We start from the raw sequence: 16,116 nt of genomic DNA on the forward strand, positions 1-16,116 counted from the left end.
CAAAGGATTGTTCAAGGAGAAGACCTGAAGCCCATGCCGAGACGCCTTGGAAACGCTCGTATTCTTATGTACAGCCACGATACGTTCGGGCTAGGTCATTTGCGTCGCTGTCGCACTATCGCCCACTCGCTAGTGGAGGATTATCGCGGCCTCAACGTGCTTATAATTTCGGGCGCCACCATCGCTGGCGCATTCGATTATCGTGCGCGCGTTGATTTCGTGAAAATTCCAAGCGTGATTAAATTGCGCAATGGCGAATATACCTCGATGGATCGCCATATAGATCTTCAGGAAACCCTGAAGATGCGCCAATCCATCATTCGCCATACGGCAGAAACATTCGAACCCGATATATTCATCATCGACAAGGAGCCGCTTGGCTTGCGGGGAGAGGTGGAAGATACGCTCGTCTACCTCAAGACCATTGGAACGACGCTGGTGCTTGGGCTTCGCGATGTGATGGACGCTCCGCATTTGCTGGAAGCGGAATGGAAGCGCAACGACGTATTGCGCAAGATAGGTCAACTTTACGATGATATTTGGGTTTACGGCCCGCCGGATTTCTATGACCCGCTCTCAGGGATCGACGTTCCACAGTCGGTTCGCTCGAAAATGAATTTTGTCGGGTTTCTTCAGCGCAAGGCCTCGCTGGAAGCAACCACGCCAAACAACAATCGCGAAGATTACCTGCTCGTGACAACGGGCGGCGGCGGCGATGGGGTCGATCTGGTGCGGGATGTGATCGCAGCATACAAGGCTGATCCATCCCTCACCATCAAAGCGAGCATTGTTCTGGGGCCTTATATGGCGGCTGAACAGCGCAACGGCTTCCGGCAGGCTTGTGAGGGCCATCCCCTCTTGGAAATTATTGAATTTGACAACAGGATGGAAGATCGTATCGCTGGAGCCAAGGCCGTGGTCGCCATGGGTGGCTATAATACTTATTGCGAAATTCTTTCCTTCGACAAGCCGGCCTTGATCGTGCCAAGAACACAGCCACGCGAGGAGCAATTAATCCGTGCGACACGCGCTCAGGAACTCGGCCTTGTGGACATGCTTTCGGCAGACGATTCGGCTGATAGTCTGCGCTTTGCTGCAGCCATCAAGGATTTGCTGAAACGTCAGCCACCGTCTGTCAGCGCGCCTGGTATGCATCTTGAGGGTCTTCCGACCATTTCCCGCATTGTGGCCGATAGCTTCAAGCGCAAGGGTGAGCACCATTTGTCCGTCGTGCAAGGCTGAGTATCCGTGGATCACAAAAAGAAAATTCTGGTTCTATTGAAGGGATATCCGCGCCTTTCTGAAACCTTTATCGCACAGGAATTGCTGGGACTGGAGAGGGCGGGCTACCCACTGGAATTGGTCGCTATGCGTCGCCCGACGGACAAAAAGCGCCACCCTGTCCATGACGAGATCAAGGCTAAGGTCTGGTATCTGCCTGAATATCTGCATGAAGAGCCTCTTCGAGTGGCCAAGGCTCTTTTCTCCTGCCTCCGTCACCCCGGCTTCTTCTCTGCGGTTTACTCGTTCTCGAAGGATCTGAAACGGGATTTTTCGCGCAATCGGTTCCGCAGATTTGGCCAGGCGGCTGTTCTGGTGTCGGAATGGCCGATTGATGCGCGTTGGTTGCATGTCCATTTCATCCATACCCCCGCATCGGTTGCACGCTATGCAAGCATGATTAGCGGAACACCTTGGACAGTTTCCGCCCATGCCAAAGACATTTGGACCTCCGAAGACTGGGATCTTGAGGACAAGCTTCAGCATGCGCATTGGGCGGTTACGTGCACGCGTGTCGGCTTTGATCAGCTGACGGAGCTTTCGCGTGGCAAAAACAACGTGCATTTAAGCTATCACGGCCTTGATCTAGACCGGTTCCCGCACTTTGACGGAATTCGACACCCGCGAAATGGCGCTGACCAAGCAGATCCCGTTCGCTTGCTGAGTGTCGGACGGGCAGTGAAAAAAAAGGGTTATGATGTTCTGCTGAAGGCGCTGGCGAAGCTTCCTCCCGATTTAGCTTGGCATTTTACCCATATCGGAGGTGGTGACGAGCTCAAACCATTGAAGGCTCTTGCAGCCAAACTCGGCCTTGAAGGGCGAATAACTTGGAAAGGTGCGCTCGATCAACGTGATGTGCTGGAGCATTATCGCAGCAGCGATGTTTTTGCCCTTGCTTGCCGCGTGACGTCGGATGGTGATCGTGATGGATTGCCCAACGTGATGGTGGAGGCAGCAAGCCAAGGTCTGCCGGTGGTTTCTACGGTTGTGTCTGGCATCGTAGAGCTATTCGAAAATGAAACGAACAGCCTGCTCGTCGCCTCCGAGGATGAGGTCCAACTGGCTCAGGCACTAGAGCGGATGATGCGTAATCCAGCGCTTCGCCATCAGCTTGCCGCAGCTGCTGAGGCAAAGGTGCGCAGCGATTTCGATTACCACAACAGTATTCGCGATCTCGACCGTCTGTTCTCTGAAAGTGGTGTTTAAAGGCTTAAGCAATATGAAAACGGAAAGCCGCAAACGCGTATTCTTTTACGTTCAGCACCTCTTAGGAATAGGCCATCTTGTGCGCGCCAGCCGGATCGCCCAAGCCATGCACGTCGCTGGCCTGGACGTGACAATGGTGACAGGAGGAAGTCACGTCGAGGGCTTCCCAGGCGAGGGTATTCGGCACGTACAATTGCCGGAGGTCTTTGCCTCTAATAGCGGTTTTTCTGGGCTAGCCGATGCCAATGGACAGCCGGTGGATGAGGCGTTTAAGGCGAGACGTGTGGCGATGCTGCTGAAAGCATTCCAGGACTGTCAGCCCCATGCGGTTATTATTGAAGCCTTCCCTTTTGGTCGGCGTCAGATGCGGTTTGAACTTTTACCGCTGTTAGAAGCTATCGAGCACACCTCACCCAAACCGCTGCTTTTTTCTTCCGTTCGAGACATTTTGCAGGAAAATCGCAAGCCGGGCCGCGATGAAGAAACCGCATCCACTATCGAGCAGTACTTTGACGGTGTCCTTGTGCACGGGGATGAGAATTTCGTCCGGCTCGAAGATACTTTTCCCTTGGCTCAGCGGATTGCCGATAAGGTGCATTACACGGGTTTGGTTTTGCCTGAGCCTGCCGTGCCCGCGCCGGATCGCTACGATGTGGTGGTGTCTGCAGGCGGCGGCGCAGTCGGGATTGAGCTAATCCGGGCTGCCTTGGATGCGCGCAATCTTTTGCAGGATCAACGAAGCTGGTGTGTCATCACAGGTCCCAATCTTCCGGCTCAAGAGTTTGAGATTTTGCGGCAGACAGTGCCGCCAGAAGTGAGCCTCGTTCGTTTCCGCAAGGATTTTCCCGGTCTGCTGATGAACGCTAAACTTTCCATCTCACAAGCCGGCTATAACACCGTGGGAGATTTGCTACGTGCTGGTTGCGCTAGCGTGCTCGTTCCCTTCGCCTCTGGCGGAGAGACGGAGCAGACTGTGAGGGCCGAGAAGCTCGCCGCTCTTGGCATTGCGGTAGTGATGCCGGAGTCAGAATTATCAGCTGAGACCATGGCGCACGCGATGCATAAGGCGGAGTCTCGGGATACACGAACCGCGCTCGATATATCCACTGACGGTGCTGCGAAAACGGCTACCATTATCTTAAGCTGTATAAATTGATTTGCTACATCAGACTTCCGTAAGGCTTGCCCATCCTGCTCTGCCGTCTATGTTGAAGAAAAAGACAATGCGATGACAGCCGCGAATTGGGGAAGGGTGCAGCAATTTTCAAGAAATATGGCTGGCCAGTCATTGGCCTTCTGGTGGTGGCAATATCCATTTGGCTTCTTTATCGTGAGGTGAGGGGGCTTTCACTTGAAGATCTCGGCGATAGCTTCGCAGCAATCACGATGTCACATTGGCTGCTTGCAGGCGCTGGCGCAATTTTCGCCTATATCGCACTGGCTGGCTATGATGCTTTGGCGCTGCGCTACTTGGGGCGAAAGGTGGACCGCCTTTTCATCACGCTCACCTCATTCACTACCTATGCACTGTCCCACAATATCGGAGCCTCTGTTCTTTCCGGCTCCCTCATTCGATATCGTGCTTACTCTTCTAAAGGCTTATCAGCTATTGAGATTGGTCAGCTCATAGCTTTCTGCTCTTTCACGTTTGTACTTGGCACGATTGTTCTGACAGGTTTCGTCCTCGCATTGGACCCGACAATTGCCGTCCGCCTTGCCGATGGCATGTCGCCACATCTGGCCAGATCAATCGGCATTGTCCTTCTTCTCGCTGTCGCCATCTATGTGTTCGGAAGCTGGAAGCAGTTAAGACCGCTGAAGATTGGGCCGGTTAAAATTGAATACCCTAATTTGAGAACGGTTGGTTGGCAGTTAGTGATTGGACCGCTTGAACTCATTGGGGCTGCGGCTATCATTTATTTTGCCTTGCCAACTGCGGTTAATCCGGGCTTCTTCACAGTCCTTGGCATCTTTTTGATGTCGTTTTCGGCGGCTCTTATTTCCAGTGCTCCCGGCGGCCTGGGAGTTCTTGAACTTCTATTTGTTGCGGCTCTACCTGAAGTGCCGCCGTCTGACCTTCTTGCGGCGCTCATTGTTTTCCGGCTGCTCTATCTGCTGATCCCGTTTGCAATTTCAATTGTGGTTGTATTGCTTTTCGAACGGCAAAATTTGAAATCGCAGGCTGCCGATCCTTGATTTCAGGTCTCGGCCTGTCGCCGCGCCCAGGTAACAGCCGCTTCGATACCGCCTAGCGGAAAGAGGTGAAACTGTTCAATAAGGCTTGAGGAATTCGTCTGCTTGAAGCGTTCCAGTTCCAGTGCAAGTTCGGTCGGCTCATAGGGTAGCAGAAGGCGCCGCACATCCATCGCCCGTTTTTGCAGCACCTTGAGCGATGGGCCAACACCGCAGGTGATAGCGTATTTGATCAAAGTTTGAAGTTTCGCTGGTCCCGCCAGCCCTATATGGATGGGAAGGTCTACGCCAAGCTCTGAAATTCGTCGGCTCCAGGTGATGATTGTGTTGGCGTCAAATGCAAACTGCGTAGAAATAACGATGCTACAGTCCGTTCGCTCACGGAACGTCTGCTTGCGCAAAAGTGCGCTATCAATCAATTCATGCCCGCTATTTGCCTGGATGTCCCGGTTGCCTTCAGGGTGGCCAGCAATATGCAACTGCTTGAAGCGAGCGGAGTCAAATAAGCCGGTCTCAATAAGATCAAACGTGTCTGCGAACTCGCCGCGCGGGCTCATGGCCCCGCCCGCTAACAGCAGAGCGTGCGTGACATTTGCCTCGCCTTGATACTTCTCAATCAAATCACGGAGAACCAGACGATTCTCAATGGATCGCGCTGGGATGTGCGGCGTGACGGAAAACCCTTCACGCGCAAGCCGACGGGCCGTAGACACCATGTCTTCAAGCGGCGTGCCATCGACATGCGCCAGAAATACCTGTGTCCCAGACGGCAATAACTGGCGGAAATCTGCAATCTTTGCAGCTGTGCGCGGAAGGACTTCGATGGACCAACCGTCGATCAGCCGTTTTTCAAGCTGCGGCAGATGACTGGAGGATGCCACGGCAGTCGTCAATTCCATATTGCCTCACCTTGTGCCATCAATGGCCATTGCGCAGGGCAATAGGCAATTTTTCCCTTATTGTCATCGGGCAAAAGGTGCAAGCCGGCGCAGCAAGCTTATGGTGTACGGTATCAGCCACCTCAAGCGCGGTCTTGTTGCGACATCGGCTGTTCTTTTGAGCGGTCATGCTGAGCTGCCGCCTGCATTCCAAGCCGCGCCAGCAAAGCCTCATCTTTTTCTCGCTCGGGGTTGCCGGTCGTGAGTAGTTTTGCGCCTGTGAAAATAGAATTTGCTCCTGCGAGGAAGCAGAGTGCCTGCATCTCATCGCTCATGGCGTGGCGACCGGCAGAGAGACGCACCACGGACTTTGGCATCATGATGCGAGCCAGGGCCACCAAGCGAACGAATGCAATGGGATCGACCGGTTCGGCAGTGGATTGCACAGGAACGCCGTCGATTTCGTTCCACATGTTCAATGGCACGCTATCAGGATGCGGCGTGAGAGATGAAAGCAGAACCAGCATGGATATGCGGTCCTCGATGGTTTCACCCATGCCAACGATACCGCCAGTACAAACCTTGATGCCGTTGGAACGTACCCGCTGCAGCGTTTCCAGGCGATCTTCCATTGAGCGGGTGGTGACTATCTTCGAATAGAATTCCGGTGAAGTATCGACGTTGTGATTATAGTAATCCAGCCCAGCCTCTTTTAGCTTCTCGGTTTGAGCTTCAGACAACATGCCAAGCGTGACGCAGGTTTCAAGGCCGAGTGACCGCACGCCCTCTATCATCTCGCATACCGCGTCGAGATCGCGGTCTTTCGGTGAACGCCAAGCCGCGCCCATACAGAATCGTGTCGCTCCTCCGGCCTTGGCTTCCGAGGCAGCTGACAGAACTTCGTCTACAGCCATAAGTTTGCTAGCCTTCAGGCCAATTTTGTGATGGGCACTTTGTGAACAATAGCCGCAATCTTCCGGACAGCCTCCGGTTTTGATGCTGAGAAGAGTGGCGGTCTCCACGGTAGTTGGATCGAAATTGGAACGATGGACTAATTGTGCACGGAAGACTAGTTCCGGGAACGGACGATTATAGATAATATGAGCTTGAGCCACTGCCCAGGCATCTTGTTTCCCGGATATGGATGAAGATTTGATGGGTTCCGCGCTCTGTCGTCTGATATCAGTGTTCATCCCTCGGCCTTTTATAGATAAAATGATCTGTCGGGAAGCTAAGCGGCGGCATGAAAAGGAGTCAAGTCAATATTATAGATAATATTAGCCGATGATGGCGAATGCGGAGTGCGTCGTACCATTGGCGGATCGAAGATTTCGGTGCCCAATCCATTGAACATGTCGGGAAAGAGTGGCGCAGGCTGTGTCCAGGTCGCCTTTTCTCAGAGCGAGAAGAATTGCTCTGTGATCGTGGTCCGTCTGCACTTCCCAATTGGCTTGCCAAGCTACGAAGAGAAAACGGGCGCTGGCCGCATGAAGGTCATCGATGGTTGCAAGAAGCCGTGGCATATTACAGGGGGTAAGAATAGTGCGGTGGAAGCGTCGGTTGGCTTCCTCCCACTCGCGCACATCGCGTGAGGCATCGCCAGCTTTTATGGCTTGCTCTGCCAGATCGAAAGTGCTGCTCGTCAGGTTAGGCGCGGCGTGACGTAGCGCCAGCACTTCCAACGCAGCGCGCATTTCGGCGACTTCCTTCACTTCTGTCAGTTGAAAAGTTGCCACCCGCACGCCTTTACGTGGCTCACTTACCGCAAGACCTTGCGCTTCCAGACGCCTGAAGGCTTCCCGAACAGGAACGTGGCTGGCGCCGAACTCCGAGGCAATGTGGTCCTGCCTGAGCTTCGTTCCGGGCGCGATTTCACCAGCAACGATCCTGTCTGCCAGAACCCTGCTGATGCGCACCGCCAAAGTATCTTCTTTGCGTTCTTTCATGAGAACTTGATAGGTTGGAGTTAGGCCGTTGTCGATCAACAAGATTATGCGCGAGCGCGATTTCCGCCAGTCTTATGCATCCTTGGCAATAAAAATTCAGGTATCGCACAAAACGCCAGCTCGCACTGACAATCTGACTGGGATGCTGTGCATATTTGTCAGTTCGAACCATTCTGATCGTCATGCAGTTATGCTTTTCTTGCGCGTAATGGAGGCCATTTATGCATTGTAAACTCATCGGAATCCCTCTTCAGGATGGCGCATCGCAGCTAGGTTGTGAAATGGGGCCAAGCGCGCTTCGCACAGCAGGCATCGCAACCGCATTGACGGACCTTGGACATGAAGTTCATGACATTGGGAATTTGTCCATCAGCAAGCCTGAAGACAAAGACCACCCCAATCCGAAATTGCGCAATCTGGGAATCATTGCGGAGTGGACTCGAGTGATTGCCGAGGCAGCATACCGTGAAAGCAAAGAGGGGATGCCGATTTTCTTAGGCGGTGATCATGCGCTCTCAGCGGGCAGCGTTTCTGGTCTTGCGCGCCGTTCAGCGGAGGTCAACCGACCCCTCTTTGTATTGTGGCTTGATGCCCATACTGATTTTCACACACTGGACACCACCGATAGCGGCAATCTGCACGGCGTCCCTGTGGCCTATTTTACCGGGCGTCCCGGCTTCGATGGCTACTTCCCGCAGCTAGAAACCCCGGTTGATCCTGCCAACGTCTGCATGATTGGAATTCGAAGCGTGGATAGTGCGGAGCGGAAAGCTATCCAGCAGACCGATATCTTGGTCCATGATATGCGCGCCATCGATGAAAATGGCGTGGCTGTGCTCTTGCGCAGCTTCATTGAACGGGTTGAGGCGGCAAACGGCCTTCTGCATGTCAGCCTGGATGTCGATTTCCTTGATCCGGCAGTCGGTCCGGCGGTGGGAACGACAGTGCCTGGAGGCGCGACATTCCGCGAGGCTCATCTCGTGATGGAAATGCTGCATGATAGCGGGCTTGTTACGAGCCTTGATCTGGTCGAACTAAATCCGTTCCTGGACGAGAGGGGACGGACGGCAACACTTCTCGTTGATTTGACTGCTAGCCTGATGGGCCGGAAGGTTCTGGACCGGCCGACCCGGCGTTTCTGATCAATAAGACTTGCCCGGAAGATCAACCTGCGGCCGCTCTCCACGGTCGCGGGCTGCCTTCAATTCGCGATATTGGGCGACTGCTGCACTAGCCGCATCTCGCAGCAGTGCAACATTGTGTGGCCCGACGATGAAGCGGTAGCCGCGATCAAGTAGATCGTTGACGGAAGCGCCAGCGCTTGGCACCGTCCCAAGCACTTTGCCTGCGCTCAGCACAGCCTGCTCTGCGCGCTTCGCCATAGCCTGCACTTCAGGATGGCCCGTCTGGCCCAAGAAGCCCATGTTTCCAGCGAGATCATTGATGCCGATGAACACAATGTCTGCGCCATCCAGCGCGGATATTTTGGCAGCGTTTTCTACAGCGGTGACGGATTCCAGCTGAATGGCGATCAGCATGTTTTGGTTGGCTTTATGGATGTAGTCGGTCTCTACACCAAAAGTCGATGCCCGCACGACGGAGGCAGCGTAGCCACGTATGCCCGCTGGCGGATAGTAGCAGGCGCGAATAGCGTCGCGTGCTGCTTCAGCCGTGTCTACGGAGGGGATCATGACGGATTGAACGCCGCCGTCTAGCACCCGCTTCAGTAAAACATGATCGTTCCATGCCACGCGCACCATCCCTGGCGTTGGTGTGGTCTCAATGGATCGCAAGGCATCTACGACGTCACGGGTGTCGCCAATACCATGTTCGAAATCAGCGAGCACGAAGTCGAAGCCAACATGGCCGAGAATCTCGCATTCGGTCGGTGTGCCGCCTGATACCCAACATCCATAGGCGGTTTCGCCTGCCAAAAGTTTCTGCTTGAGAGTATTAGGGCGGAACATGGCAACACCTTCAGAAAATTAAAGCGCGGGAGTGGCCTCCCGCGCCGCAGCTTATCGATGAGCGAAGGGCTTTCCTATTGTTATTTGCCGAAGCCCAGTGTGCAACGGACGGCCGATTCCCACCCATCCACCAGCTGCTCGCGCTCGCCAGCCTCCATGGATGGCGTAAACTGGCGGTCGCGGTGCCACTCCGCAGCAAAACCTTCCTGATCTGGCCAAATGCCTGCACCGTGGCCAGCCAGCCAAGCGGCACCCAAAGCTGTCACCTCGGTCGATGAAGAGCGATCCACCGCAACGCCTAGAATGTCGGAAAGCCGCTGCATGGTCCAGTCATTTGCCGACATGCCGCCATCGACGCGTAGCAGCGTATCCGTCTGGCCGCTCCAATCCTTATGCATGGCCCCGAGCAGATCGCGTGTCTGGAAGCAAACGGATTCCAGTGCCGCTCGTGCAAATTCTGCCGGGCCGGTGTTCCGGGTCATGCCAAACATGGCACCACGCGCTTCCGCATCCCACCAAGGTGCGCCCATCCCGGTAAATGCCGGTACGAGATAGACTCTCTGACCTGGATCGGCCTTTGCGGCTAGTTCGGCAGTTTCAGAGGCTTTGCCGATCATCTTCAAGCCATCGCGAAGCCACTGTACGGCAGCGCCCGCAATGAAGATGGAGCCCTCAAGTGCATAGTGGATTTCACCATTCAGCCGGTAGGCAATCGTCGTCAGAAGGCGGTTTTGCGAGGCAACACGATCTTTGCCGGTGTTCAGCAGAGCAAAACAGCCAGTGCCATACGTAGACTTGACCATGCCGGGCTTGAAGCAAGCTTGCCCAATAACTGCTGCCTGTTGATCGCCGGCCACACCTTTGATTGGGATCGAGCCATCAAAAAGCGAAGGTTCAGTATCACCAAAGTCATCAATGTTTGAGAGGATTTCGGGCAACATGCTACGAGGGACTTTGAAGAGCTTTAAGAGCTCATCATCCCAGTCAGCCGTGCCGATATTGCACAGCATGGTGCGGGAGGCGTTGGTCACATCGATGACGTGTCGCTTGCCGCCGGTAAGCTTATAGACCAACCAACTGTCGACAGTCCCGAAAGCTAGATGACCAGCCTCGGCAGCTTCGCGCGCGCCTGAGACATTTTCCAGCAACCAAGAAATCTTGGTGGCGGAGAAATAGGGATCGATCAGCAAACCAGTCCGTTCGGCCACCAGATTTGAATGGCCATCCGCACGAAGCTTGGCGCAGAGTTCTGCTGTGCGACGATCCTGCCAGACGATTGCCTTGTGAATGGCTTTGCCGGTGCGGCGGTCCCAAACAACCACCGTTTCGCGCTGGTTTGTGATGCCAATTGCGGCAATCTTGGCGGCGTCCACGCCTGCCTGTTTCATGGCTTCGCGCGCCGTTTCCAGCGTCGTCGTCCACAGGTCTTCCGCCTCGTGCTCCACCCAGCCGGAATGCGGGAAATGCTGCTGAAACTCATGCTGACCGGAGCCGATATTTTTGTACTGACGGTCGAAAATGATGGAGCGAGTGGAGGTCGTTCCCTGGTCGATGGCGAGAATGAAGTCCTTCATGCAGCTGTTCCCGTTTCAGTCATGTCTTCCAGATAGGCCGAAAGCGCCTGACGTTCTGCCTGGTTCAGGCGAAGGCCAAGCTTGGAACGCCGCCAAAGAATATCATCGGCTTCGCGCGCCCATTCGTGGGTGACGAGGTAGCGAACCTCGTTCTCACCCAGATCCGCACCGATGATCCTCCCCAGATCTCCCTCGCTCCCGACAATGAGGAAGGCCTTCGTACCATAGTTGCGTGCAAGTCGTCTCAGTGTCGTTTCAGCAATTTTTGGTGCTCTGCTTTTCAATTCGCTGACCAGCTTCTCAAAGCCATCGGTTGCGAAATCGCCGCCCGGCAAGGGACCAGTGGCAGTCCAAGGCTTGCGGCTTTCATTCAGGTGGCGGTTGATTTCCTCAAGGGCAGATTCTGCCAGCTTTCGATATGTGGTGATCTTGCCACCGAACACGTTGAGAACGATCCCTGTTTCCTTTGTGCCATCGCTGCGCAGGACGTAATCTCGCGTCGCTTCCTGAGCTGAACCTTCGCCACTGTTAAAGAGGGGACGGATGCCGGAATAGGTCCAGACGATATCGTCTTTGCGGATAGGCTGCTTGAAATATTCACTCGCTGCCATGCAGAGATAGTCTGTTTCTTCAGGGGTGATCGCGACTTTCGACGGATCGCCCTGGTAATCGCGGTCCGTGGTGCCGATCAGGGTGAAATCATTCTCATAGGGAATGGCAAAGATGATGCGGTTGTCTGCATTCTGGAATATGTAAGCGCGGTCGTGGTCGTAGAGTTTTGGCACAACAATGTGGCTACCCTGCACGAGGCGTACATGACGTGCATTGTTGTTGCCGGTCGTGTTGCCGATAACCTCATCCACCCAAGGACCAGCCGCATTGACCACGAGACGGGCCGTGGCTCTTGAAGCCGCCCCTGTGCGTTGATCGCGCATAAAGGCGACAAAGCCGCCTCTTTCCCGCTCAATGCGGGCAACCTTTGTGCGCGTTCGAATAACGGCTCCACGATCTGCTGCATCGCGTGCATTCAACGCCACCAGACGCGCATCCTGCACCCAAGCATCGGAGTATTCAAACGCCTTTGCGTAATCACCTTTTAGAGGTGCGCCACATGCATCCGTCTGAAGATTCAGTGCCTTAGTTGCGGGAAGCAGCTTTCTGCCGCCTATATGGTCGTAAAGGAAAAGACCGAGCCGCAGCAACCAGGCGGGGCGCAATCCCTTGTGGTGCGGCAGCACAAACCGGAGCGGCCAGATGATGTGTGGCGCGATTTTCCATAGCACCTCGCGTTCCATAAGCGCCTCGCGCACGAGACGAAACTCATAGTGCTCAAGATACCGCAAGCCACCATGGATAAGCTTGGTAGAGGCAGATGATGTGCCGCTCGCAAGATCATTCATTTCAGCCAGCAGGACTTTGTAACCTCTGCCTGCGGCATCGCGCGCAATGCCGCAGCCATTGATACCGCCGCCGATGATCAGGATGTCGTAATCAAAGGAACTCATGGCTCGAACCTCTTGGGAATTAAGCTGCTTGGCTTGCGAGTTTGATGATGGCTGGTAGTGCTAGCGAGACGCCAGACAGAAACAGCAGAGCGAAGGCTGCGCGGCGCATGGCGAGTGGCGAAAGAGGAGGCGGGAACCGTTTAGCCAGATAGGTGGAGACAATGACCACCGGTACGGCTGTAAGCCCCCACCAGAATGATTCCGATGGCATATTTCCAGTGCCCGCAACCATACCAAGACGGATCAGCGCATTGGTCGCGAAAATAGCCACCAACGTTTCCCGCACCGCGGAAGGCTTCAACGGTTGACGGTAGAAGTGGTAAATTAGCGGTGGTCCGGCAGTGGAAAAGAGACCGCCCATCACACCCGCAACAGCGCCAAAAAATCCGAAGGAGGCGGGGCCTGACATCTGCATCAGTGGCTCTGGCTTCAGGGAAAGCTGAATACTCGATATGACAATGACCAGACCCAGTATGATTTTCAGCCAATCCAGCGAGGCGGATACCATCAGTCCGAGGAGCCAATAGCCAAGGCCGAGGAAGATAAGGCTAGCAAGAAGAGCTGGAACAAATTGCCTGAAGGCAATGCTTCGCCAGCCTTTTACCAGTACCTGAACCGCGTTCACCACCACCAGGATGCTGACAAGAACAGCGGCATCCGGCAGAGGCACAACCCCCGTGAGGCCGACCCCACCCATCATGATGAGGCCGAGGGCGAAGCCTGTGAGCGTTTGCATATAGGCGGCAATGAAGGCGATTGCCAGCAAGCCCGCCAGACCATGCGGTTCCATTGCTAGAGTGTCCGAATTGCTTCAAACAGCGCCGTATCATTCGCCGAGGTGCGATAGAACACCGGCGGCTGACCGAGTGGTGCAGGCACCGTTACCGATTGGCCTCCCTCGTAGTGTTCGCCTGTCCACACATGCACCCAGGTCTCGCCTTCCGGCAGATAGGTGTCCCGCTCAGTCTCGCCCGCTTTCCAGACAGGTGCGACAAGCAGGTCGGGACCATAGAGGTAGCTGTCCTGAATGGCATAGGTGTTGCGGTCATTCTCATAATGCAGGAATAGTGGACGCTGAACTGGCAAACCAGTTGCTGCAGCCTCTTGCGAAAGCTTTCGCAGGTAAGGAGCGAGGTGCACGTAGATCGCCGTCATGCGGGCGAAATGCGCAAGAACATCCGCATCCTGATCAATCTGCACGTTGTCCCGGGGCCGGTTGCCCTCATGGCTGCGCATAACAGCGGTAAATGCCGCCATCTCTGCCCAACGCATGATCAGTTCCGGCGTGCGAACATTGCCGAACAGGCTAGTGTAACCACCGATATCAGAGTGATGGTAAGCATTGCCTAAAAGGCCAGAGGAAAGCGCGCCGCACATGACGGTCACCAGACCGTCGTGGCGTGAGAAATCCACGGACTGATCGCCGCCCCAAAGCAGCGGGCAATGTGCCTGAACTCCGGTGAAGCCGGCTCGCATGAAGAACAACGCATCGCCAGTCTTGCCACGACTTTCTACCGCTTTGGCATTCACTTCTGCCCAAAGCGTTGGCCAGGCATTGTGCATCAGTTTGGCGTCAACGCCATTCGCTAGTTTCACATCGATCGGCAGATATTCACCAAAATCTGCCATCCAACCGGACAGGCCGTAATCAAGCATGTTTTTAGCAATAACTTCTTCCGCAAACCAGGCGGCAGCGTCTGGATTGGTGAAGTCCACCACTCCACAGTCAAACTCACCAAAATCGACAAGTGCTGTCTTGCCTGCCTCGTCCTTGGCGAAATAACCCTTTTCGTCGGCAACCGGATAAAGCGGGCCATCCACGCAGAGGTAAGGGTTCACATAGCCGAGGAATCGGATGCCTTGATCATTCAATTCGGCGATCTTCTGGCGAAGATTAGGGTAGCGTGTTTCATTGGCCTGCCAATCCCAAAAGAGACGAGCACCAAAACTGGTGTGCCGAAGGCCAACCCAATCTTCACACCAAATGCCCGACACTTTAACGCCAGCATCGCGCATTTTTTCCATTCGGGTGAAGGAGTTTTCGCCGTCCTTCAATCCGAGAATAGCGCCGCCATAAACCCATTCCGGCAGCTGCGGCTGGCGACCAAAGCGGTTGGAAAGCTCACCAACCAAACCAACGAAGCTATCAGCCGCAAACAACTCCAAACGTTCCGGCACTGCCCAGATTTCGATTTCGTGGAAACCTTCACGGCGGAAATCAAAAACGGAATAGGCCGTTGTCTCCACGTGCAGTGCATATTTGCGAGAGGAGATATAGGTCGGCTGCGGATAGTTGGTGTGGTAGTAATCGCCGCCGGCCTTGCCGCTGACATCGGACTTGAACGTGATTTCAGTTGTCTTGTCTCGACCAACGCCCGGTTCAGAGGTCCAGAGCGGAAAGCGGCGGCCCTTCATGTCGAAGTAAGACATCTGCTCGCCGCCGCCCCAGACATGCTCGTCGGGTTCGGCGGTTATGCGCAGCCACACGCGGTTGATCGTGCTATCTTGGGCTTCGGTTTTGATGTGGTTGCCATCGATAATGATGGAGAAGCGAACGGGCATACCATCTGCGACGGCAAACTCGATTCGGTTGCCTGTTACCTGCGCATGGGCAAGAGCGGAGCGCTCCACCACGTAATCTTCGATGTCGAAGTTTCCGCGATACATATCCATGCGCTCTTCGCCCTTGCCCACGAAAAGCGCAGGCGTGGTAGCGGTGTGACGCAGAATCTCGCGGCCCTGAAGGGAAAGCGTGAATCCGCCTGGGATGAGATCGAGTTGCATGGGCGTATCCTTAATTCTGTGTCAGACCGGCATCGACGACGAAGTTTGCGCCAGTGCAGCCATTGCTTTCGTCGGAACCGAGGAAGAGGGCGAGGCGAGCCACATGGCTGGCATCCAGGCGAAACTTCAGGGCTTGCAGATCGATAAACTGCTGGTTCTGTTCAGGGCTGGTCCAGAGCTTCAACTGTCGCTCGGTCACAATCGCGCCCGGCACGATGCAGTTCACGCGAATGGCGGAGGGGCCAAGTTCCCGCGCCAGTGTCTTCGTCATGCCGTTGATGGCTGCCTTGGAGGTCGTGTAGCCGATCATGCCAGGACGCCCGCGCATCCATGAAATTGAGCCGAACATGATAACGGAGCCGCCACCTGCCTCAGCCATCTTTTTTTGAACAGCCTGTGTCACGAAGAATTGGTGGTCGAGATTAAGCGCAAGGGCGCGACGCCAATAGTCCGGCTCCACCTCATCCATGGCATGACGATCATCCTTGCCAGCATTGTTGAGCAGAACGCTGACTGCGCCGTGATCATTTTCGAGGCGAGCGACGGTGTCGCGCAGCAGCGCAACATCAGTCAGGTCGCAAGGATAGAAGCAAGCGCCGGTCGCCGCTGCTGTGGCGGCGCCTGCGGTCTCATCGATATCGATGAAGGAAACACGTGCTCCTTGAGCGCGGTAAGCTTTCACCATTTCCTCGCCGATGCCTGAAGCGCCGCCGGTAATTAAAACATGGCGATCTTCAAGTGAGCGATACAGAACGGTGTCATAGGAAGCGGACATGGATGCA

At 54.9% G+C, this 16,116-nt stretch carries 14 protein-coding genes; 5 read left to right on the forward strand and 9 right to left on the reverse strand.

The features are described from left to right. Positions 1 to 33: 33 nt before the first annotated feature. From AC0JZ1_RS01950 to AC0JZ1_RS01965, 4 genes are all read left to right on the forward strand, one after another. The gene (locus AC0JZ1_RS01950) at positions 34 to 1,242 is read left to right on the forward strand and encodes a glycosyltransferase family protein (RefSeq protein WP_471880756.1); all 1,209 of its coding nucleotides are present in this window, start codon (positions 34 to 36) and stop codon (positions 1,240 to 1,242) included. Between the two features lie 6 nt (positions 1,243 to 1,248). Further along, positions 1,249 to 2,487: a glycosyltransferase family 4 protein gene (locus AC0JZ1_RS01955; RefSeq protein ID WP_471880757.1), complete on the forward strand. Its 1,239-nt coding sequence runs from the start codon at positions 1,249 to 1,251 to the stop codon at positions 2,485 to 2,487. A 13-nt stretch (positions 2,488 to 2,500) separates the two neighbouring features. Continuing rightward, positions 2,501 to 3,643 (forward strand): glycosyltransferase family protein, encoded by a 1,143-nt coding sequence (locus tag AC0JZ1_RS01960; protein WP_471880758.1) that lies wholly within the window; start codon positions 2,501 to 2,503, stop codon positions 3,641 to 3,643. Positions 3,644 to 3,729: 86 nt separating this feature from the next. Continuing rightward, on the forward strand, positions 3,730 to 4,683 hold the full coding sequence (locus AC0JZ1_RS01965) for a lysylphosphatidylglycerol synthase transmembrane domain-containing protein (RefSeq protein WP_471880759.1): 954 nt from the start codon (positions 3,730 to 3,732) through the stop codon (positions 4,681 to 4,683). Between the two features lie 2 nt (positions 4,684 to 4,685). Here the strand turns inward: AC0JZ1_RS01965 and AC0JZ1_RS01970 are convergent, their stop codons facing one another. The 3 genes from AC0JZ1_RS01970 to AC0JZ1_RS01980 form a co-directional block, all read right to left on the reverse strand. Beyond that, positions 4,686 to 5,579, reverse strand: coding sequence for a methylenetetrahydrofolate reductase (locus tag AC0JZ1_RS01970; RefSeq protein ID WP_471880760.1), 894 nt, complete (start codon positions 5,577 to 5,579; stop codon positions 4,686 to 4,688). A 122-nt stretch (positions 5,580 to 5,701) separates the two neighbouring features. Further along, the gene (gene bioB, locus AC0JZ1_RS01975) at positions 5,702 to 6,751 is read right to left on the reverse strand and encodes a biotin synthase BioB (protein WP_471880761.1); all 1,050 of its coding nucleotides are present in this window, start codon (positions 6,749 to 6,751) and stop codon (positions 5,702 to 5,704) included. Positions 6,752 to 6,835: 84 nt separating this feature from the next. After that, the gene (locus tag AC0JZ1_RS01980) at positions 6,836 to 7,504 is read right to left on the reverse strand and encodes a GntR family transcriptional regulator (RefSeq protein WP_471880762.1); all 669 of its coding nucleotides are present in this window, start codon (positions 7,502 to 7,504) and stop codon (positions 6,836 to 6,838) included. Positions 7,505 to 7,725: 221 nt separating this feature from the next. Between AC0JZ1_RS01980 and rocF the strand changes: the two genes are divergently transcribed. After that, entirely contained in the window at positions 7,726 to 8,646 is a 921-nt protein-coding gene (rocF, locus tag AC0JZ1_RS01985; protein ID WP_471880763.1) for an arginase, read from the forward strand. Here rocF and AC0JZ1_RS01990 read toward each other — a convergent pair whose 3' ends face one another. From AC0JZ1_RS01990 to AC0JZ1_RS02015, 6 genes are all read right to left on the reverse strand, one after another. Beyond that, positions 8,647 to 9,471 carry an HpcH/HpaI aldolase family protein gene (locus tag AC0JZ1_RS01990; RefSeq protein WP_471880764.1) on the reverse strand — a complete coding sequence of 275 codons (825 nt, stop codon included), beginning with the start codon at positions 9,469 to 9,471 and terminating at the stop codon, positions 8,647 to 8,649. 80 nt (positions 9,472 to 9,551) lie between these two features. Further along, positions 9,552 to 11,045, reverse strand: coding sequence for a glycerol kinase GlpK (gene glpK / locus AC0JZ1_RS01995; RefSeq protein ID WP_471880765.1), 1,494 nt, complete (start codon positions 11,043 to 11,045; stop codon positions 9,552 to 9,554). Beyond that, positions 11,042 to 12,550 carry a glycerol-3-phosphate dehydrogenase gene (gene glpD, locus AC0JZ1_RS02000; RefSeq protein WP_471880766.1) on the reverse strand — a complete coding sequence of 503 codons (1,509 nt, stop codon included), beginning with the start codon at positions 12,548 to 12,550 and terminating at the stop codon, positions 11,042 to 11,044. The genes glpK and glpD overlap by 4 nt, the downstream gene beginning before the upstream one ends. Before the next feature lie 19 nt (positions 12,551 to 12,569). Then, complete coding sequence (locus AC0JZ1_RS02005; protein WP_471880767.1) at positions 12,570 to 13,340, reverse strand: TSUP family transporter; 771 nt, start codon at positions 13,338 to 13,340, stop codon at positions 12,570 to 12,572. A gap of 2 nt (positions 13,341 to 13,342) precedes the next feature. Then, a complete protein-coding gene (locus AC0JZ1_RS02010) occupies positions 13,343 to 15,334 on the reverse strand; it encodes an alpha-glucosidase (protein WP_471880768.1) in 1,992 nt (663 codons plus the stop codon). 10 nt (positions 15,335 to 15,344) lie between these two features. Continuing rightward, the gene (locus AC0JZ1_RS02015) at positions 15,345 to 16,109 is read right to left on the reverse strand and encodes an SDR family NAD(P)-dependent oxidoreductase (RefSeq protein ID WP_471880769.1); all 765 of its coding nucleotides are present in this window, start codon (positions 16,107 to 16,109) and stop codon (positions 15,345 to 15,347) included. Positions 16,110 to 16,116: the final 7 nt, after the last annotated feature.

Source organism: Affinirhizobium capsici (assembly GCF_977018625.1).

What these genes read in the sequence shown, in the direction of transcription:
- AC0JZ1_RS01970 (WP_471880760.1), bottom strand. Translation starts at nt 5,579, where the DNA reads ATGGAATTGACGACTGCCGTGGCATCCTCCAGTCATCTGCCGCAGCTT.
- AC0JZ1_RS01950 (WP_471880756.1), top strand. Translation starts at nt 34, where the DNA reads ATGCCGAGACGCCTTGGAAACGCTCGTATTCTTATGTACAGCCACGAT.
- AC0JZ1_RS02010 (WP_471880768.1), bottom strand. Translation starts at nt 15,334, where the DNA reads ATGCAACTCGATCTCATCCCAGGCGGATTCACGCTTTCCCTTCAGGGC.
- AC0JZ1_RS01990 (WP_471880764.1), bottom strand. Translation starts at nt 9,471, where the DNA reads ATGTTCCGCCCTAATACTCTCAAGCAGAAACTTTTGGCAGGCGAAACC.
- glpD (WP_471880766.1), bottom strand. Translation starts at nt 12,550, where the DNA reads ATGAGTTCCTTTGATTACGACATCCTGATCATCGGCGGCGGTATCAAT.
- AC0JZ1_RS01980 (WP_471880762.1), bottom strand. Translation starts at nt 7,504, where the DNA reads ATGAAAGAACGCAAAGAAGATACTTTGGCGGTGCGCATCAGCAGGGTT.
- bioB (WP_471880761.1), bottom strand. Translation starts at nt 6,751, where the DNA reads ATGAACACTGATATCAGACGACAGAGCGCGGAACCCATCAAATCTTCA.
- rocF (WP_471880763.1), top strand. Translation starts at nt 7,726, where the DNA reads ATGCATTGTAAACTCATCGGAATCCCTCTTCAGGATGGCGCATCGCAG.
- AC0JZ1_RS02015 (WP_471880769.1), bottom strand. Translation starts at nt 16,109, where the DNA reads ATGTCCGCTTCCTATGACACCGTTCTGTATCGCTCACTTGAAGATCGC.
- AC0JZ1_RS01960 (WP_471880758.1), top strand. Translation starts at nt 2,501, where the DNA reads ATGAAAACGGAAAGCCGCAAACGCGTATTCTTTTACGTTCAGCACCTC.
- glpK (WP_471880765.1), bottom strand. Translation starts at nt 11,045, where the DNA reads ATGAAGGACTTCATTCTCGCCATCGACCAGGGAACGACCTCCACTCGC.
- AC0JZ1_RS02005 (WP_471880767.1), bottom strand. Translation starts at nt 13,340, where the DNA reads ATGGAACCGCATGGTCTGGCGGGCTTGCTGGCAATCGCCTTCATTGCC.